Below are 20,583 nucleotides of genomic sequence, written 5' to 3' on the forward strand. Positions count from 1 at the left end.
GCCATCGCAGCGGCAGCGCAAAACCACACCACCTTCATCGAAATCAGCCCACACCCCACACTCACCCACGCCATCTCCGACACACTGGAATCGACGTCTTCGATTGACAGCGTCCTGGTGACCCCGTCGGTGAAGCAAGGCGAGGACGAAACACTGTTCTTCCATACACGGCTTGCTGCAGTTGGTGTGACGCCACCCAGTGGGGACGGCTGCCGACTCGTGGACGTTCCCCCGTCGCCCTGGCTGCATTCGAAGTATTGGGTCCAGACTCCGTCGCCCACTCAGAGGATGCCAGAAACTCACCCACTGCTGGGGTTCCACGTTGACATGCCGTCGGGCCGAGACCATGTGTGGCAGGTGGAGCTCGGAACCGGGACGATGGCGTGGCTGGCTGATCATCTGCATGGGCAGGCTGTTATGCCGATGGCCGGTTTTGCCGAAATGGTGTTGGCTGCCGGCTGCGAAGCTCTTGGCCTGCCCGCTGAGGCCGTCCGGGTCAACGAGCTCGAGGTTGAGCAAACGCTTGTCCTGGATCGTCAGACGCGGTTCACCACGCAGCTCGCTCGAAGCAACGACGACGCGATTCACGTTGAGATTTATGCCAGTCTCGCCGGCGGGAACTGGCGTCGATGCGCGGCGGCCGGCGTGGACGTCACGCACCGGGACCGTGCGGCCGAGAGGCCCGGGTCGCTGGCCAGCAGTAGTTCAGACACCGAAATCGTGCTGCCTGAGGACATTGTGGACCATCCGGGCTATCGCATCCATCCGATGACACTCGCAGCGGCGCTGCGGAGTCTTGCCGCCGCTGTACCAGATGAATTATTGGGTGGTGATTCGACCGAGGCCGCATATCTGCCGGTGTCGTTGGCGACGATGCGGGTGTTCGCGCATGTCGGTCGACGGGCCAGGTGCCGCACCGAGCTGGTGAATCTCGAGCATGAGGGTGCCGGCCTTCTTGGCCGGGTCACACTCCTGGACGACATCGGTACCCCGACCGCGGAACTTACCGGCATTCGGCTGCGGCGCACAGACCCCAGCATGGTGCCGCTACCCCTGGAGCAGAAGATCTTCAACACCGTATGGGCGGAGAGTTCGACTCCTGAAATCGGCGACGGGATGTCGGCTGCGCGTGCGGGGAGCTGGCTGCTGTTGACCGACGACGACCCCGAAACAACCGCATTGGCGGCGGAATTCACCGCCCGATTCAGCTCGGCCACCCGACGGGTCATCAGTGAACGAATGTCCGACGAGTCGGCAGTTTCGCAAGCCGTGACGAAGACCGCAGCTGATTCGGAGCTTCCGCTGGTGGGCATGATTGTGTTCATCGGAAAGCGTACGTTCGATGGCACCGACGCCGATGGTGCGCTCCGGCGCGCACGCGAATTGGTCTGGACGATCTCGGTGGCGGCGCGCGCTGCTGCCGACGGCCGGTATGGGAAGTCGCCGCGGCTGTGGTTGGTGACCCGCAACGGTCTTGCAGTTGCGGGCGATGAGCCGGGCGATCCAGCGATCGGCGCTCTCAAAGGCGTCGTCCGTACCTGGCGGTTCCCAGGCGAATTGGCTCGCGTCCTCGCCGACGAGCCGGATCTAGACGCGACTCTCGTCGATCTGGATTCCGCGGATGACGTCGTCGCGGCGTTGATGAGGGAACTCGAGTCGCCGACGAGCGACGATGTGATCGCCTGGCGTGTAGGTCGCCGATACGTCGAACGACTGACGCGTGCGACGCTCGACACAGACAAGCATGACGCGGTCGTTCGCGCAGACAGCTCATACATTGTCACAGGGGGCCTGGGCGGTCTGGGCATGGTCGTCGCGCGCTGGCTCGTCGCCCTCGGTGCGGGGCGGCTTGTTCTCAACGGCCGAACCGACCCCGCAGATGCTCAGTGCAGGGACCTCGCTGGCCTTGCGGCCAGTGCCGAAATCATCTTTGTCCGTGGCGATATCGCTTCGCCGGAAGTAGCGGAGCGACTGGTCGCGGTCGCCGAAGAGACCGGACGGCCACTGCGCGGAGTCCTGCACTCCGCGGGTGTGCTCGACGACGGTCTGGTTGCCGCTGTGAGCAGGGAAGGCCTGGAACGGGTGTGGGCCGCCAAGGCGGCCGGCGCATTGCGGTTGCACCAAGCGACGGCCACTCGCCAACTCGACTGGTGGGTTGGATTCTCATCCATGGCAGCGCTTCTGGGTTTGCCGGGCCAACTTGCGTACGCCACCGCGAACGCATGGCTCGATGGCTTCGTGGCGTGGCGACGCGCATCGGGTCTGCCCGCTACCGCGATCAACTGGGGTCAGTGGTCGGACGTCGGGATCGGCCGCTCGCTGACGCTGAGTGTTCTAGACCCGATCACGCCTGGCGAAGGTATCGAAGCGCTCGAGTCGCTGCTGGGTCGCAACCTCACTCGGGTGGGCGTCGCACGCCTGCGTCTCGATCGCGCAGTCACTGTGACCCCCGAGTTCCGCGAACTCGGTTACTTCGAGAGGGTCGTCCCAGATGTGGACACTCTGAACGGCACGGAGCGCTCGACCGACCGATCCGAAGCGCCTGCACGGGATTGGTCGCTGATGTCAGCCGAGGAGCTGTGCGTCGAGCTTCAGGCTGAGCTCCGGGCCATCCTGGCCCGCGAACTCCGCATGCCGGCATCAGCGGTCGACGTGAATCAGCCGTTCCCCGAGTTGGGACTCGATTCGATGATGGCGATGACGGTCCTACGAGAGACTCAGCAGTTAGTGGCCACCGACTTGTCGGCAAACATGTTGTTCAATCACCCGACCATCTCGTCACTGAGCATGTACTTAGCGGAAGTGCTTGCGCCAGAACAGGTGCCGCCGGACGACGTCGATCGGACTGTCGAGTCGGCGAGCAGTGTGTTGGATGAATTGTTCGACAGTGTGGAATCGACTTCAGCAGGTAGTGAGAGCGGTATCTTTTGATGAAGACGATCTTCAACAGAGTTTCGGCCATGTCCGCCGACCAGCAGAGCGCGTTGAATGAGCAGTTCGTCAAGGCTTCCCGCATCGCGGCCGCGGAGCCAGTGGCGGTGGTGGGGATCGGCTGCCGTTTCCCCGGCGGTGTGGTTGGCCCGGAGGCATACTGGACATTCCTGGCCAACGGCGGAGATGCGATCAGTGAAATCCCGCCGGATCGCTGGAATGCCGACGAGTTCTATGATCCGGACACGTTCGCGCCCGGCCGGATGTCGTCGAAATGGGGTGGTTTCCTATCTGACGTCGTCGGTTTCGACGCTGATTTCTTCGGGATTTCCCCGCGTGAGGCCGAAGCGATGGACCCGCAGCAGCGGGTGATGTTGGAGGTCGCCTGGGAGGCGTTGGAGCACGCCGGGATCGCGCCGGATCATCTGGCCGGAACCCGCGCCGCAGTGATGATGGGTGTGTACTACACCGAGTACCAAAGTATTTCGGCGGCCAACCCCGACAACATCGATGCCTACTCGGCAACTGGTAACGCTCACGCCGTCGCCGTCGGGCGTATCGCGTACCTGCTGGGGTTGCGTGGTCCGGCGATGGCGGTGGATTCGGCATGTTCGTCGTCGTTGGTCACCATTCATCTGGCCTGCCAGAGCCTGCGGCTGCGAGAGAGCGATCTGGCCCTGGCGGGCGGGGTCAGTCTCATATTGCGTCCCGAAACTCAGATCGCGATGGCTAAGTGGGGCATGTTGTCGCCCCGGGGCCGGTGTCACACCTTTGACGCCGGGGCGGACGGGTTCGTGCGGGGAGAGGGTGCCGGAATCGTGGTACTCAAGCGGCTCACCGACGCGATACGTGACGGGGACCGGGTGTTAGCGGTGGTTCGGGGCTCAGCAATCAATCAGGACGGCCGCTCCAACGGTCTGACCGCGCCGAATACGATCGCGCAGCGGGACGTGATCACCCGGGCGTTGCGCAGCGCCGATGTAACCGGTAACTCGGTGAATTTCATTGAGGCGCACGGCACCGGCACCGCTTTGGGTGATCCGATCGAGTTCGAAGCGTTGGCAGATATCTACGGGCGCGGCGACGGTCCATGCGGGTTGGGCGCCGTGAAAACGAATATCGGCCATCTGGAGGCGGCCGCCGGGATTGCCGGATTCATCAAGGCCGCCCTGGCGGTGCAGCGAGCGCAGATTCCGCCGAACCTTCACTTCTCGCAATGGAATCCGGCGATCGACTCGGCGTCAACACGACTGTTCGTTCCCACCGACCTGATGCCCTGGCCCCCTTCCGAGGGTCCCCGGCGAGCTGCGGTGTCGTCGTTCGGACTAGGCGGGACGAACGCGCATGTGGTGCTCGAGCAGGGGCCGGATCCGGCGCCGTCGGAAAACCCCGGTTCGGAGATCACCACCTTGGTGGTCTCCGGCAAGTCGGACGAGCGGATCGCGGCGTGGGCGACGGTGCTGGCGGACTGGATTGAGGGCGCCGGGGTCGCGGTGCCGCTGGCCGAGGTTGCGTACACGCTCAATCATCACCGTCCGCGGCATGCCAGGTCGGCCGCGGTGTGCGCGGGTGGCCGCACGCAGGCGGTGGCCGGGTTGCGGGCGCTGGCCGAGGGTCGCCCGGCGCCAGGGGTGGTGGCACCACATCCGCACGTGCCTGGGTCCGGCACAGTATTTCTGTTTTCCGGTCAGGGCTCGCAGTGGCCCGGTATGGGTCGCGAGTTGTTGACCACTGAGCCGGCGTTCTCCGCGGCGGTCGCCGAGCTGGAGCCGGTGTTCGTCGAGCAGGTCGGGTTCTCGCTGCGACAAGTGCTGGCCTCCGCTGAGCCGTTGGAGGGTATCGCGCGTATCCAGCCGGTTTTGGTGGGTATGCAGTTGGCGTTGACCGCCTTGTGGCGCTCGTACGGGGTAGAACCCGATGCGGTGATCGGACATTCGATGGGGGAGGTGACCGCAGCGGTGGTGGCCGGGGCGCTGAGCCCGGCTGACGGGCTGAAAGTGATCGCCACCAGGTCCCGGCTGATGTCTCGGCTGGCTGGGCAAGGGGCGATGGCGCTGTTGGAACTGGATGTCGAGGCCACCGAGGCGCTGATTGTCGACTACCCGGATGTGACGGTGGCGGTATACGCCGCACCGCAGCAGACGGTGATCGCCGGACCGCCCGACCAGGTCGACCCGGTGATCGCCGTGGTGGACGCCCAGGGCCGCTTGGCGCGGCGCATCGAGGTCGACGTGGCGTCGCACCACCCCACCGTCGATCCCATATTGCCCGAGTTACGAAGCGCGCTAGCCGATTTGGCACCGGGTGCGCCGAAGATCCCACTGATCACCACGGTCGGCCAAACCAACGGCGTGCCGCCGGCGTTTGATGCCGACTACTGGGCGGCCAATCTGCGTAAGCCGGTTCGGTTCAGCCACGCCGTGGCGGCGGCTGCGGAAAACCATGCTACGTTCATCGAGGTCAGCCCGCACCCGCTGCTCACCCATGCCATAGGCGGGAACCTGGAGTCGGCCAGGCCGCGCGGCGATGTCCAGGTAGCGGCAACGTTGAACCGCGAAAACCCTGAAACACTCGCTTTCCACACCTATCTGGCCACGGTACGACCGCCGTCCGCTCCGACAACGCAAACTGTCGGCAGCGCAAGAAGTTTCGCGGATATCCCACCGACACCGTGGCTGCATTCGAAGTACTGGACCGCATCTTCGTCCGCTAACCGACAGCCGGCCGATGTTCATCCGTTGCTGGGAATGCACGTTGAGATGCCATCCGGCCGCGATCATGTGTGGCAGGCGGATGTCGGAACCGAGGTCATCCCTTGGCTGGCGGATCACAAGGTGTATGGACAAGCCGTCATGCCCGCAACAGGCTTCGCCGAGATGGCGCTGGCGGCCGGAAGCGAAGCCCTTGGCTTGCCGGTAGAGGACGTGGCCGTGTACCGGGTCGAGGTCGAACAGATGCTTCGTCTAGAAGGCCGGACCCAGGTGACGACGCAGCTCATGCGAACCGCAGACGACTCGGTGAACGACATTCGTATCGAGATTCATTCACGCTCGTCCGACGGCAATTGGCGTCGGCATGCGGTCGCAAGTGTCGAGGCAACGCAGCCCGGGATACCGCCTGAGCGGATGAGTTCTGTCGACGAAGGCACCGTTGTATCGCCGGCAGATCTCTACGCCGGGCTGCGTCGCACGGGTTTGCATCACGGACAGGCATTTGCCGCGTTGACGCGAATCGTTCGCGTGCCCGGCGGTTCTTCGGAGGTGGAGATCGTCCTGCCCGACGAGGCCGCCCCGCACCGGAGTTATCGGATACATCCGGTGATGCTCGATGCGGCGCTGCAGGGGTTGGCTGCCGCCATGCCCGCCGAATCGTTGGCGGATTCGAACGATGCCACCTATCTGCCGGTCTCATTCGAGACGATACGGGTATTCGGCGATGTCGGTCGCCGCGCGCGATGCCGCGCCGAGTTGCTAAATCTCGATACCGACAGCACCGGCAAGGTGGGCCGCGCGATCCTGATGGATGACGCGGGAAATCCAACTGCTGAAATCACCGGTGTCTATTTGCAACGGGTGCACCGCCGCACAGTGCCGCTGCCGCTGGCGCAGAAGATCTTCGAGACAACTTGGGTTCAGACGTCAACGCAGACCAGTTCTGAGCCTTCGGCTGCATCTGATGGCAGCTGGTTGGTGTTGACTGATGGCGCCGAGACCGAGGAGACTGCCAACGATTTCATTAGCCGATTCGGCTCCCCGACCCGACGAGTGATCAGCGCGGACATTTCGCGTGAGTCTGAGGTGCTGGAGGCCTTCGCCAAAACGGCGGCAGACCCTGACTTGCCGCCGGCCGGGGCGGTCGTGTTCGCCGGGCACCGCCCGTTCGACGGCACTGACTCTGATGACGCGCTGACACGTGGGCGCGAATTAGCCTGGGCCATCTCGGCTACGGTGCGTGCGTTGATCGGGGGATGGCACGGGAAGTCGCCGCGGCTGTGGCTGGTGACCCGAAATGGACTGGTGGTGGACGGCGATGAGCCGGGAGATCCAGCGATCGGTGCCCTTAAGGGGCTCGTCCGGGTCCTTGCCTACGAGCATCCGGATCTACACACCACCTTGCTTGATCTGGATATGACCGGCGATGCGCTTACGCCCTTGATTACCGAGCTGGGTTCGGCAGGTAAGGACGATGTGATCGCATGGCGCCAAGAGCGCAGACATGTCGAACGACTATCGCGCGCGACGCTCCGTGCAGGTAAACAAGACCCGGTCGTCCGATCGGATGGCTCCTACGTCGTCACCGGCGGTCTGGGCGGTATCGGTTTCGTCGTTGCCCGCTGGCTCGTCGACCGCGGCGCCGGGCGCATTGTCCTGAACGGTCGATCCCAGCCCTCCGATGAGCAGCGGACGGTCCTCGCGGAGCTCGAAGAACGCTCGCAGATCGCTGTCGTCACTGGCGATATCTCCGCACCCGGAGTGGCCGAGCGACTCGTGACGGCCGCCGAAGAGACCGGGCTGGCCTTGCGCGGCATCGTGCACAGCGCGGCCGTGATCGACGACCAGATCGTTGCCGCCCTCAGCAGGGAGAGCCTGGAACGTGTCTGGGCGCCAAAGGCAGCCGGCGCCGTGCGGCTACACGGTGCCACGGCCAGCCGACAGCTCGACTGGTGGGTTGGGTTCTCTTCGACGTCGTCCCTGCTGGGTTCGCCCGGGCAGGCAGCCTACGCCTGTGCGAGTGCGTGGCTCGATGCTTTGGTCGCGTGGCGACGCGCATCGGGTCTGCCTGCCACCACTATCAATTGGGGCCAGTGGTCCGACGTCGGCGTCGCTCGCTCATTGACCTTCAGTGCTCTCGACCCCATCGCTCCTATCGAAGGCATAGAGGCCCTGGAGGCGGTGCTCGCCGGCGACATCGCCCGGGTGGGCGTCGCGCGCCTGCGCCTGGATCGTGGGGCGGCTGCATTCCCGGAGATCCAGCAACTCGGGTATTTCGCAACCCTCGCCGAGGAACTGGACGTCGACAGCGACGACGACTGGCCGGGCCCCGATGCGCTTCGCGATATGGATGCCGCCGAGGCCAACCGGGTCGTCACTGCGCGTCTGGGCGGACGCATCCTCGCGATCATGGGCTACTCCAAAGACAGCGCCATCGACGCGGACCAGCCGTTGACCGAACTGGGAATGGATTCCCTTATGGCCGTGCGGATCCGCAACACCGTTCGCGGCGATTTCGGTGTGGAACCGCCGGTGGCCCTGTTGTTGCAGGGTGCCTCACTTGCCGACCTGACGACCGATCTCATCCGTCAACTCGGCCTGAGTGGGCAGGACAACACCGAGAACGCAAACGGTGTTCGCACCCGAGCCCAGCAGCGTGCCGCAGCGCGGCAACGAGCCGCGGTGCGACGAAAGGTAGGAAACCGAGCGTGACGAGCATCAGCGAACCCTTCTCGCCCAACGCGATTGCGGTCGTCGGCATGGCCGGCAGATTTCCCGGCGCCGACTCCGTGTCGGAGTTCTGGGACAACCTGCGGCGCGGTCAGGAGTCGATCGTCACCCTGTCGGAGGAGGACCTTCTTGCTGCCGGAGTCAGCGAGAAGGCCCTCGCGAATCACGCGTACGTGCGCCGCGCCGCACTGATGAACGGGATAGACGAATTCGACGCTGACTTCTTCGGCTTCACACCACAAGCTGCCCGGATGACGGATCCGCAACACCGACTGTTCTTGCAGTGTGCGTGGCATGCGCTGGAAGACGCCGGCTGCGACCCAGCGCATATCGACGGTTCAGTCGGTGTGTACGCAACCAGCACGACCAGCGGCTATCTACTGCACAACCTGATGTCGCACCACGATCCGAACGAAATCATCGGGCAAGGCGTCACATTCGAGATGGTCAACCTGTCGTTGCAGAACGACAAAGACTATTTGGCGACGCGGGTGGCGCACCAGTTCAATCTGCGCGGCCCCGCCCTGTCGGTTCAGACGGCGTGCTCGTCGTCCTTGGTCGCAGTTCATTTGGCCTGCCAGAGCATTTTGAACGGTGAATCTGACATGGCTCTGGCTGGTGGCGCGTCGCTCCGGATCCCGCACCGCGTCGGGTACTGGCACGAACCCGGTTCGATGGTGTCGGCGACCGGTCACTGCCGGCCGTTCGACGTGCGGTCGGATGGCACCATCTTCGGCAGCGGAGTCGGGGTGGTGGTGCTCAAGGCGCTGCAGGACGCCGTCGACGACGGGGACCGCATTCATGCGGTGATCCGGGGGTCGGCGCTCAACAACGACGGATCGACGAAGATGACGTACGCTGCGCCCAATGCGGCCGGTCAGGCAGACGTCATCGCCGAGGCGCATGCGGTCGCGGAGATCGACGCCTCAACCGTGAGCTACGTCGAGACGCACGGAACCGGTACGCCCCTCGGCGACCCGATCGAGATCGAAGGTCTGCGGCAAGCATTCGGTGTTTCCACGGCCACCAGGCCTGGTCCGTGCTTTGTCGGTTCGGTCAAGTCCAACATCGGTCATCTGGAGTCAGCGGCCGGGATGGCGGGTTTGATCAAGGCGATTCTCTGCCTCAAACACCGGGCAATTCCGGGAACTCTGCATTACACCAGCCCCAACCCCGAATTGCACCTGGACCGAGGACCCTTCGTCGTACGCACCGAGTACGGCCCATGGGAATGGGACGGCATTCGGCGCGCCGGGGTCAGCTCGTTCGGTGTGGGTGGCACTAACGCGCATGTCGTCTTGGAAGAAGCACCGGCAGAGGCGTCCGTACTCCCAGTCACAGAGCCCGGTCCGCAGGTGCTGTTGTTGTCGGCTCGAACCGCCGAGGCGCTGCAGCAGTTGCGCTCCGCCCTGGCCGCCGAATTGTCCGGCTCAGATGAGGTCGTCCTGCCCGATGTTGCGTATACCCTGTCTCGCCGCCGGAAAGAAGACATCCGCATGGCGGCGGTCGTCAACGACGGGCAGCACGCGGCGGCGGTGCTGGCCGCTGAAGAGCACGACAACGTGTTCGTCGGCGAATCCGTTGCGAGCAACGACAATTCGGAGCGCGTTGTTTTCCTGTTTCCGGGCCAGGGCGCCCAGCACATCGGGATGGCGCGCGGCCTCTACGAGTCCGAGCCAGTGTTTGCCGAACATTTCGATCAGTGCGCCGTAGGGTTCGGTGAAGAGTTGGGTATCGATCTGCGTGCGGAGCTATTCGAGGGGACCGCACGAAACCTGGAGCGCACCGACCGGACCCAACCGGCGCTGTTCACGGTGGAGTATGCGCTGGCGAAGTTGATCGAGATCTACGGTGTTCGCTCGGCAGCATTGGCGGGGCACAGCATCGGCGAGTATGTCGCTGCCACCATCGCGGGCGTCTTCGACCTCGCGACGGCCGTCAAGGCGGTGTCGATGCGGGCACGCCTGATGCACGCCGCACCCCGCGGGGTCATGGTCGCGGTGGCGCTGAGCCCCGATGCCATCACCGAGTATCTTACGGCAGACGTCGACCTGGCCACCGTCAACGATCCGGGCGGCTGCGTCGTTGCCGGGTCCGAGGAGAACATCCGCACGTTCCAGAGTCGCCTCGCCGAAGCGGGTATCACCGCCCGCCGGGTCCGCACCTCACACGCCTTCCACTCGCGGTTGATGGAGCCGGTGCTCCCGGAATTCACCGGCTTCCTGTCCCGCCTGGCGCTTCGCGAACCGCGGATACCGTTGCTGTCGAACCTAACCGGGACGTGGTTGGCCGCCGGCGAGGCGACCAACCCCGCGACGTGGGCACGCCAAATACGGGCGACGGTAAGGTTTTCCGACGAGCTCGACGCGTTGCTGGCAGATCCTTGCCGGGTGTTCGTCGAGGTCGGTCCCGGCGGCACCCTGACGGCCTCCGCTATGCGTCACCCGAAGTGGTCGGAAGGTCATCGTGCCGTTCGGCTCATGCGCCACCATGCCCAGAACCGAAGCGATCGTGACACCTTCCTGGGGGCGCTGGGGCAACTCTGGTCAGCAGGGATCGACGTCGACTGGACACCCCTGCGCGGCGGTCGTCGTCCGCAACTCGTCTCGCTTCCTGGCTACGCCTTTGAACGCCAACGGCATTGGGTAGACCACAATGCCGCCGCAAAGTGGGTGGACGGTGCTCCTGCGACGAAGGGGGCGGCGGCCTCGCCGTCGGCTGGCGCCGCGGACCCAACCCATACAGCCGCCAACGGTAGTTCGCCGATCGAAGCGGCGTTGCAGCGCATCTGGGCGCAGTGCCTCGGTGTCGGCTCGATTGACCGGAACGCCAATTTCTTCGACCTCGGCGGCGACTCACTGGTCGCCATCAGCGTCGCGATGGCCGCCTCCCACGAAGGACTGGACCTCACACCACAGGACTTGTACGACAACCCAACCATGGCCCGGCTGGCCAAGGCTCTTGTGGCTCGGTATGCGGCCGGCGGGCTGGCCCGCCAGTCGCCGGGTGAAGTCGCGCATCCGCCCGTTCCGCCGAACATCACGTACTTCCTCGAGCGCGGCGTTCGCGAGCGCGGCCACTGGCGGGTTCCCCTGATCCTGAAACTTCGCCACGATGTGTCGGTCGAGGACATCCGTTCGGTGCTGACGGCCGTGACCAACCACCACGACACGCTGCGCCTGCGGATACTGCAGCGCGCGGGAACATGGGAACAGCACGTGGAAGAACCGCGGGAATTCGCCGAGTTGGCCACCCGGTCGCTTCCCAACGGCATCGCGCCCGGAAGCCTCCAGGAGCGCGAAGCGGTGTTCGGCATCTTGAAAGAGCAGATCCGCGAACAGGATTTGTCGAGCCCACCCCTGGCCGCCACCTATATCCGCGGCGGACCGGGCGATCTGTGCTATCTCGCGATCAGTGTGCACGGGATCGTGGGCGACGACGCGTCGCGCGACATCCTGCTCACCGACATCTTCACCGCGTTCGGACAACGGTTGGCGGGTGAAGACATTGCGCTGCAACCGGTTACCACACCATGGGCTGAGTGGTCCCAGCGTTGCGCCGCGCTCGCCACGCATCCCGCGGTGGTGGAAAGCCGCGATTTCTGGCTAGAGACCGCGATTGCAGCGGATCTGCGCGTGGTCGGTTCGGAAGTCTCGGAACCACCGGAGGTAGCCGACCTGGTGAGAGTGTCTTCGTCGCTGACTGTCTCGGAAACAAGCGAGGTGGACGACGCGCGGCGCCGGCTTAGGCTGCCGATCGACCAAATCCTGCTGGCCGCGCTGAGCCGGACGATCGCGGCCACGGTCGGTGACGGCGCCGTCGCTGTTGACCTCGGGGGGCCGGGGCGGTCGGTGCTCAGACCCGAAGTCGACCTGCGCCGGACGGTTGGTTGGTTCACCACCCTCTATCCTGTCGCTCTGCGTTGCGCTAAGGGCGAAGACATGAGTGCCCGGCAGCTGTTGGACGGCGTGTACGAGACGCTGAACGCCGTCCCGCACTACGGAATCGGGTACGGGCTGTTGCGTTACCTTTACGCACCGACCGCGCGGTTGCTCGGACCTGCCCGCCACGCCGACGTTCTCTTCTCGTACGTGGGCACGATTCCTGACCTGCCATCTGTGTCATCCGACGACGCACCCGTCCAATTCGACGCCGACACCGCCATGCCGGTGCGCGAGGCGATCCCGGGCTTGGGTCACGCCGTGGAGCTTCGGGTGTACCGCTCAGCTGGCGAGCTACACCTCGATTGGTGGTATGACGCGCGCCGAGTCGAGCCGGCCGTGGCTGAGTCGCTTGCCGACGTTTTCTCCAGCGCAGTAATGGATTTGATCCAGGAAGCGATGGCTGAAGATGAACTGGATGCGGCCAGCGACGAACTGACGCTGGTGGACCTGTCGTCTACTGAGGCATAAGAGAGAGCCGGAAAGTGTTTCCCACGTCAGTCATTCGGAAGTTGGCGAACAGCGAGGAGATGCTCGCTGAGACCCATAATTTTGTGGGTCTGGCCGCGCATGTGACGGGCCCGATCGATATCGATGCCCTCTCGGCTGCCTATGATGCGCTGCTCGAAGCACATCCAGTTCTCACCGCTCACCTCGAACGTCTCCCCGACGGAAGGCACCAGCTCGTCACCGATGACCTGCTGCCGGCCGGAATCGAGGTGGTGGAATTCGATGATCCGGCCGCCGAAGCCCCTCCACTGCATTTCGACCAGAACGAGGCGCTGGTCGCCTTACGAGTGACCATCCGCGATGGGCAAGCACAGCCGACGCTCTACGTCCACCATGCTCTGGCGGATGGTCATCACATGTACGTCCTCATCGAGGAACTGCTGTCGTACTACACCGACCTGGTCTGCAATGGCCGCATCGGTGCCGTCGGTGTCGAGCCCGCGCCGGAATCGATCGAGGCGGTGCTCGCCGACCGAGGCGTGCAGAAACAGAAGCGCTCAGGCATCGAGCGGTTCATGCCGGCGATGTTCGCCTACGACCTTCCGCCCACCCGGCGTGCCGCCACCGACGTCAAACCGGCGTCACCGGTGCGTGTTCCGATGGTGTCGTGTCGGTTGAGCGAGCGCGAGACGGACGACGTCGTTGCGTTCGGTAGGGCACATGACCTCAGCTTGCACGCCGTGCTCTCTGCTGCTGTCCTGATAGCGGAGTGGCGGCTGCGGGGCAAGCTGAACATCCCGGTTCCCTACGTCTACACCGTGGATCTGCGCTATTTCCTCTCACCACCGGTGTCGGCGACCGGGTGCACCAACCCGATCGGGCTGGCGACCTACCTCGCTGAAATCGACCACACCACCGCTGTGGTCGACCTCGCCCGCGACATCGCCGAGACCTTTCAGGCAGACCTGTCAGAGGGTGTGATCCAACAGTCCCGGCTGCACTTCAGCCCGCAATACGTCGGGAACCCGCCGGGACTGCCCGATGTCGTCGTGCTGTCCAATAATGGCCTGGTCCCCCCGGTGCGGACACCACCGGGGACGGAGGTGACCGCTACCCATGGCGAGTTGTATTTCGCGGTCAGCGCCGGAATCGATATTTACTTCACCCAGATCTTCAACGGGCAGTTGAACATCGAGTACCACTCGCATGGCCCGGCGCCGGAAAAATCGGTCGAGGCAATACGTTCACTGCTGCGCAGCATCGCCGAACAGCACGCGGGTGTCAGTTGACCGGGCCGAAGGCGTAGCGGTGGTACTGCAGCATGTGGCGCAGCGGCGGAACCGCACGAGCCAGACGGCTGCCGTGCCGGAAGCCAGCCGGTACCCGGCTGAACGTGCTCGCGTCGAACAACGTCGTGGCGGTCAGCAGCCGAACCCCCGAAACCCGATCCAGGATGTCGCGCGGGCTGTTGACGCCCCAAAACAGCGTCGAACCGGACTGCCGCTGCAACCGGTGCGTCTTCTGCGACTTGATGCCCAGCCAGTTGTAGAAGTCGATCTGCAGTTCGCCGGTGGTGAAGCGGTCGACGACCCGTTGAAGCAGCGCGACACCGTCGCGCTCGGTCAGGTACATGCTGACGCCTTCGGCCAGCAGCAGCACCGGGCGGTCGGCGGGAATCTGGTCGAGCCAGGACGGATCGGTTGCCGACGTCGCGACCAGGTGGCAGTGTGGGCGGGCCGGAAAAATCTTCTCGCGCAACGCGATAACGTCCGGATAGTCGACGTCATACCATTCCACGTCCGGCCCCGGATCCAGCCGGAACACCCGGCTGTCCAGACCGCACCCGAGATGGACGACAGTGGCGTGCGGATGAACCGCCAGGAATTGACGCGCCCAGATGTCGTACTGGGCGCTGCGCACCGTGACCAGCGGTGCCCACCTGCCGGGCGCCTCGAGTACGTCCCAGTCGAAATCGATTCGGTCGACCGTCTCCTTCGCGTACCGGTCGCCCAAAACGGGCCGGTCGAAATCGGCGTCCAACGCCTTGAGATACAAGGTCGTCAACATGGTCTGAGCGGCGCCGTGGAGATCGACGGAAACTTTGTCGGTCACATCGCCAGCCTAAACGCCAGGCGGGCCATGGATGCAGCAGAAGTTTGAATAAGGAGGCGCGATGACGGACACGACCAGCGACGGGCGCAACGGAAGTCCGCCCGGAGTTTTGCTGCTGTACTACAGCTACACGGGGCAGTCGCTCAAAGTGCTTGAGGCCGCGGGAAAGGTATTCGCGGAGCGCGGTTGCGAGGTACACAAGGCGCCGATCGAGTTCACCGATCCGCGGTATTCCGAGCGGTTTTCGCGTTTTCCGATGCGACGTGTATGGCCCGACATGCTCGGCGTGCTGCCGGCCCAGAAGCGCGGTGCCACTGGGGAGATCCGAACCCCGGATACAGTGCGAAACGGCGACTACGACCTGATCTGCATCGGCTCACCGACCTGGTGGCAGACCGTGAGTATGCCGATGCGCTCCTTCCTGAAGTCGGACGAGGCACGAAAAGTACTGTCCGGCAAGCCCTTCGCGGTGTTCGTCGTGTGCCGTCAGTATTGGCTGGAAAACCTCACGGCGGTGCGCGAGCTCGCCGAGCAGCAGGGCGGCAAATTCGTGGACGAGGTTCACTTCACCTACCCCGGCGACACGCTGCGTTCGATGCTGTCGCTGACCAGCTATCTGGGCTCAGGCGAGTACCGCGAAAAGTACCTGGGTGTGCGTATTCCGCCGACCAACGTTCAGCCCGAGCAGCTGCAGCAGACCCGAACCTTCGCCGCTGGCCTCGCGGATCGACTGTTCGGCAAGTAGAGGTAGCTGCTTATGCCCCGCTCATTCGACGTGTCGTTCGAATCGCCCGCCACCGTCGAACAAGTCCATTCAGCGTTCGGCGCACAGGATTACTGGCTGGCCCGGCTCGCCGCCTTCGGCGGCGCCAAGACGCTGGACTCGTTGGTCGTCGACCCCGACGGCACGGTAACCGTGACCGTCACCGACGACCTGCGCCGGGGTGGGCTGCCCAGAATGCTCGCCACGTTGTATCGAGGTGACCTGAACATCGTGAGCACGGAGAAGTGGCGCTCGGCGGACGATAGTCGGCTCAGCGGGGAGATCAGCGTCGCGGTGATCGGCGCGCCGGGATCGGGCCGTGGTGCGGCCGTGCTGGCGCCGTCGGGAGACGGCTCAAGGCTGAATCTGTCTGCGACGGTGGAGTTCAAGGTCCCGTTGGTCGGCGGCAAGATCGAGAGCTACGTCGCGGGCCAGTTCGCCGATGGCTTCGCTGAAATTCACCGCTTCACCACGAACTGGATTACCGCGCATGCCTGATACCGGACAACGGCTGCCTGATCCGTCGGACGGTACGTCCGTGGCGGTGCCGACCACAGCCGAGGCGCTGGCGCGTCTGGAGATGCCGTTGCTCGAGGCGATGATGACCCAGCGCGCGGTGCGGCGCGTGCTTCCCGACCCGGTCGATGACGACGTGGTGCTGAAATGCATCGAGTTGGCCCTGCGCGCACCGACCGGTAACGACGGGCAGAACTGGGAATTCATCGTCGTCAAAGACCGCCGGGTCAAGGAGAAGCTCGCCAAGCGCTATCGCCAGGCATGGAAGATCCAACGCGGCGTAGTGCTGCGGCGCGCGGTTGCCCACGACGAATCGATGGCCAAGATCGCGCGCGCCATTCAGTGGCAGATCGACCACTTCACCGAGATCCCTGTCCTGGTCGTGGCCTGCCTGCGCCTCGGTGCCCGCGAGGGACGGTTGCCGTTCGTGCGGATGCCGCATGTGGCCGAGTCGGCATACTGGGGATCGATCTATCCCAGCGTGCAGAACCTGTTACTGGCCGCGCGTGCCATGGGCCTTGGTGCGTCCCTGATCACCTTGCCGCTGTGGAGCCAGACGGCGGCGCGAAGAGTCCTCGGCTTACCGCACGCGGTAACTCCGTGCTGCATTGTGCCGCTGGGGTGGCCGCGCGGACGCTACGGGGTGGCCACCCGCAAACCGGTCGAACAGGTGGCGCATCGCGATGCTTACGGCAACCGGGCCTGGCTCGACACGCACGAGCGACCCGCCCGCTGAGTTTCCCAACTGGTTGGGATCCGACAGTTACACGGATTCCTTTGCCGCTCAGCGGCATTCAGGATGATGACGCTAGCCGCTGAGGCCCTTCATCATGACCCGGTCCCACATCCGATCGGTCAGCAGCAGGCGAGCCAGCACGGAGGCCTTTCCGGACACCCCCACGATGTAGCGGGGTTTGGGGTTATTGGCCTCGACCGCCCGGACCACCGCGCGGGCGACCATGTCGGCATCGACCGTGACGACCGGTTTCTCGGCCAGCGCGGATGTCATCTCGACGTAGCGCCGCTTGAACTCGCGGTACACATCGTCCTCGGCCTCCGACGGCATTGCCGTCTGTCGCGCTTCGGTGAACCTGGTGTTGCGTACCCCGGTGGGTTCGATCAACACCACCCGCACCCCGAACGGCCGCACTTCCGCCCCGAGGACCTGTGAGAGGGCCGCGACGCCGTACTTGCTGATGTGGTATGCGCCTGCGCCGGGAGACGTCCACCGTCCGGCGGTGCTACCGATGTTGACGATAGTGCCTGCTCCCCGGGCGCGCATACCGGGTAACACAGCCTGCGAAAGGTGAAGCATCGCAACAACATTGGTCTCGAAGATGCTTCGCAGGTCGGGTAACGCCACCTGCTCGAGTGGGCTGGAAAGCCCGAATCCAGCGTTGTTGACGAGGACGTCCACGCCGCCGTGGTCGGTGTGGATCTCCTCGACAAGCCGGGCCACGGCGTGCTCATCGGTGACGTCGAGGGCGCGGGCTGCCAAGCCCCGCGACCGCAGCGCTTCGAGGGCCTTTGGATTGCGGCCAGCGGCGAACACCAGATAGCCCCGGGCGTGCAGCCGGTGAGCGGTGGCCTCACCAATGCCACTCGTCGCCCCGGTGACGAGGGCAATCGGCTTGGTTTTCATCGAGTCAGGTGCTCAGCAAAAGGCTAGTCCACAGCGTGCCGAGTTCGTCCCAGACGAACGCACGGCGGCCTGCATGTACCCCTCCGAATATCGCGTTAACGGCTGCGCTGAACCTACCCTGAGAACACCTCAGCGTCGAGATCGGTAGGCCACCCCCGCGTGATACGTTGCGATGGCTCCAGAACAGAATCTTCACCGGGAAAAGGCTGAGGCGTGCACGGTGCTTGAGGTGATCGACAAGGGGTGCGTCAGTGAGGCCCACTCGGTCCCCCTGCTCTTCGTCCATGGGGCCTGGCATGCCGCCTGGTGTTGGGACGAAAACTTCCTCGGCTTCTTCGCGGACAAGGGTTATCGCGCGCTTGCGGTGAGTTTTCGCGGACACGGCAACAGTCGGTCCGACAAGCCGCTGCGGCTCTGTTCGGTCGCCGACTATGTCGAGGACGTCACCGTAGTTGCCGACAGCCTGCCCACCAGACCGGTGGTCATCGGTCACTCCATGGGTGGTTTCATCGTGCAGAAGTATCTGGAGTCGCACGACGCCCCTGCCGGCGTTTTGATGACGTCCATGCCTCCGCACGGAAACCTGGGATCCGCCCTACGCTGGATACGACATCGCCCGTGGCATTTCGCCAAAATGGCGTGCACCGGGAAGTCGTTGCCGTATGTCAGCACTCTGCAACTCGCGCGGGAGAGATTCTTCTCCGCACACACGCCCGAACCCCAAGTCGTGGCCTACGCGGCACGGCTGCAAGAAGAGAGCGCGCGAATCGGCATCGACTGCGCGGTGCTGAGGCTGCCGCGGCCTAAACGGGTGGCGACGCCGCTATTGGTCCTCGGGGCCGAGGAGGATGGCGCGCATACACGCAGAGAAGTACTCGCCACGGCACGCGCCTACCGCACCGAAGCGGAATTCTTTCCCAATATGGGGCACGACATGATGCTCGAGCCTGGTTGGGCTGCCGTCGCCGAACGAATCCACACCTGGCTCGGCACTCACGGCCTGTAATGCCCACGTCGGTGACGGCCGCTGCCGGGCACATTCGCCTCAGTCGTTGGGGCTCAGGGACGCGATAGAACCACGGGCCGGCCACCACGGCGAATTCGCGGCCGACGCGAAACAAGATGCGCAGATGGCGTGGCAGTTAACCGCGGACGGACCGGGAACAGGTGGAGTAGCGTTCGTAGCTTATGGGGACCCAGCAAATCGACGCGGTCATCGTGGGGGCGGGTTTCGGTGGAATCGGCGCGGCGATCCAGTTAAAGCGCCTGGGCTACGACAATATCCTGATCGTTGACCGAGAGGATGACCTGGGCGGTACGTGGCATGTCAACCACTATCCGGGCCTGTCCGTCGATCAACCGTCGACCACGTATTCCTACTGGTTCGAACCCAACCCGTACTGGTCGCGGCTGTTCGCGCCGGGCGCCGAACTGAAACGCTACGCCGAGCATGTGGCCGATAAGTATGACGTGCGTCGCCACATGCGGTTCAACACCACCGTCGACGGCGCCCGGTGGGACGACGATGCCCGGCTCTGGCGGGTGGCGCTTGCCGGTGGTGAGATTCTGAACACGCGGTTCCTGATCGCCGCGACCGGCTTCCTATCCCAGCCGCGTACCCCGGATATTCCCGGTATCGAGACGTTCAGAGGTCGCATCATCCACACCGCCGCCTGGGATGACAGCTACTCGTTGACCGGACGTCGGGCGGCGATCATTGGAACCGGTTCCACCGGTATTCAGGTCATTCCCGAGCTGGCCAAGGAAGTCTCCGAGCTGACCGTCTATCAGCGCACGCCGATCCTGGTGCTGCCCAAGTCCGACGTCGTATTCCCGGCCGCCGTGCAACGGCTCTTCGCCCGGGTGCCGCTTACGCAACGGATCTTGCGGTGGTTCACCGACACCGGTACGGACTTCATGATGGTCATCACGATGTGGAAATACCGCCGTTTCAAGCTGGTCAACAAGGCCATGTCGGGACTGTCCAAAATCCATCGGTTGCTGTCGGTGCGCGACTGGGAACTATCACGCAAGCTGGACCCGGATTTCGACTTCGGCTGCAAGCGACCGACGATTTCCAATGACTATTACCAGACGTTTACCAGGCCGCACGTGCACCTGGAAACCAGTGGCATCGACCGGATCGAGCCCGACGGCATCGTCGGGCGCGACGGCACCAAGCGGTTTATCGACACCCTGGTGCTGGCAACCGGGTTCGACGTGTGGGACGCCAACCTACCGGCGATTGAGGTGATCGGGCGGGAGGGCCGGAACCTCGGAAAATGGTGGCGGGAGACCAGGTTCCAGGCGTATCAAGGCATCTCGGTGCCGTACTTCCCGAACCTCTTGACCATGGCCAGCCCGTTTGCGTGGGTAGGGCTGTCGTGGTTCAACACGGTTGAATACCAGATGCGGCACATGAATCGGCTGTTCGGCGAACTGCAGCGTCGCGATGCGCGCACCTTCGAGGTCACCGAAGACGCCAATGCCCGCTTCCTGGAGCGGATGACCAAGCTGCTCGACGATTCGGTGTTTCACCTCGGCAGCTGCGCAACCTCACGCTCATATTGGTTCAACCACCACACCGGGGAAGCACCGCTTTTTCGTCCGACGTCAGTGCGCAACGCCGTCCAGGAACAGGACCGGTTCCCGATGACGGACTACGCGATATCGTGACGCCGAAAGTCACCGATGATCGGTTTGGGGGTGGCCGGCGTCGAGCAAACCCACGGCGTCAAAACCGCATTGGGACGGACCTGCCGAGCAGTGGGCATAATTTCGGGCGGG

At 64.3% G+C, this 20,583-nt stretch carries 11 protein-coding genes; 9 read left to right on the top strand and 2 right to left on the bottom strand.

What is annotated here, in order from left to right:
* The 4 genes from ACGFK1_RS31085 to ACGFK1_RS31100 all read left to right on the top strand — a co-directional run.
* Window positions 1–2,931: SDR family NAD(P)-dependent oxidoreductase (locus tag ACGFK1_RS31085; protein ID WP_393439026.1), on the top strand; the 2,931-nt coding region annotated here is incomplete at its 5' end.
* A complete protein-coding gene (locus ACGFK1_RS31090) occupies window positions 2,931–8,354 on the top strand; it encodes a type I polyketide synthase (protein WP_393439029.1) in 5,424 nt (1,807 codons plus the stop codon). The genes ACGFK1_RS31085 and ACGFK1_RS31090, both read left to right, overlap by 1 nt.
* Before the next feature lie 47 nt (window positions 8,355–8,401).
* Window positions 8,402–12,784 (top strand): type I polyketide synthase, encoded by a 4,383-nt coding sequence (locus ACGFK1_RS31095; RefSeq protein WP_393439175.1) that lies wholly within the window; start codon window positions 8,402–8,404, stop codon window positions 12,782–12,784.
* 14 nt (window positions 12,785–12,798) lie between these two features.
* Entirely contained in the window at window positions 12,799–14,052 is a 1,254-nt protein-coding gene (locus ACGFK1_RS31100) for an acyltransferase (protein WP_393439032.1), read from the top strand.
* Here ACGFK1_RS31100 and ACGFK1_RS31105 read toward each other — a convergent pair.
* Window positions 14,045–14,875, bottom strand: a complete 831-nt coding sequence (locus tag ACGFK1_RS31105) for a class I SAM-dependent methyltransferase (protein ID WP_393439035.1) — start codon at window positions 14,873–14,875, stop codon at window positions 14,045–14,047. The two genes, ACGFK1_RS31100 and ACGFK1_RS31105, sit on opposite strands and share 8 nt — an antisense overlap.
* A 61-nt stretch (window positions 14,876–14,936) precedes the next feature.
* Here ACGFK1_RS31105 and ACGFK1_RS31110 point away from each other — a divergent pair, with 61 nt between their 5' ends.
* Genes ACGFK1_RS31110 through ACGFK1_RS31120 form a run of 3 tightly spaced genes read left to right on the top strand, consistent with a single transcriptional unit; the run spans window position 14,937 to window position 16,890 of the window.
* On the top strand, window positions 14,937–15,620 hold the full coding sequence (locus ACGFK1_RS31110; protein WP_393439037.1) for a flavodoxin family protein: 684 nt from the start codon (window positions 14,937–14,939) through the stop codon (window positions 15,618–15,620).
* A gap of 12 nt (window positions 15,621–15,632) precedes the next feature.
* A complete protein-coding gene (locus ACGFK1_RS31115; protein WP_393439040.1) occupies window positions 15,633–16,136 on the top strand; it encodes a DUF2505 domain-containing protein in 504 nt (167 codons plus the stop codon).
* Complete coding sequence (locus tag ACGFK1_RS31120) at window positions 16,129–16,890, top strand: nitroreductase family protein (protein WP_393439043.1); 762 nt, start codon at window positions 16,129–16,131, stop codon at window positions 16,888–16,890. The genes ACGFK1_RS31115 and ACGFK1_RS31120 overlap by 8 nt, the downstream gene beginning before the upstream one ends.
* Before the next feature lie 72 nt (window positions 16,891–16,962).
* Here the strand turns inward: ACGFK1_RS31120 and ACGFK1_RS31125 are convergent, their stop codons facing one another.
* Window positions 16,963–17,796: an SDR family NAD(P)-dependent oxidoreductase gene (locus ACGFK1_RS31125; RefSeq protein WP_393439046.1), complete on the bottom strand. Its 834-nt coding sequence runs from the start codon at window positions 17,794–17,796 to the stop codon at window positions 16,963–16,965.
* 220 nt (window positions 17,797–18,016) lie between these two features.
* Here ACGFK1_RS31125 and ACGFK1_RS31130 point away from each other — a divergent pair, with 220 nt between their 5' ends.
* Both ACGFK1_RS31130 and ACGFK1_RS31135 read left to right on the top strand, forming a co-directional pair.
* Window positions 18,017–18,802: an alpha/beta hydrolase gene (locus ACGFK1_RS31130; RefSeq protein ID WP_393439177.1), complete on the top strand. Its 786-nt coding sequence runs from the start codon at window positions 18,017–18,019 to the stop codon at window positions 18,800–18,802.
* 182 nt (window positions 18,803–18,984) lie between these two features.
* Complete coding sequence (locus tag ACGFK1_RS31135; protein ID WP_393439049.1) at window positions 18,985–20,472, top strand: flavin-containing monooxygenase; 1,488 nt, start codon at window positions 18,985–18,987, stop codon at window positions 20,470–20,472.
* The last annotated feature ends 111 nt before the right edge of the window (window positions 20,473–20,583 follow it).

It is taken from the genome of Mycobacterium sp. NPDC048908, assembly GCF_043197955.1.
Lineage (GTDB): Bacteria > Actinomycetota > Actinomycetes > Mycobacteriales > Mycobacteriaceae > Mycobacterium.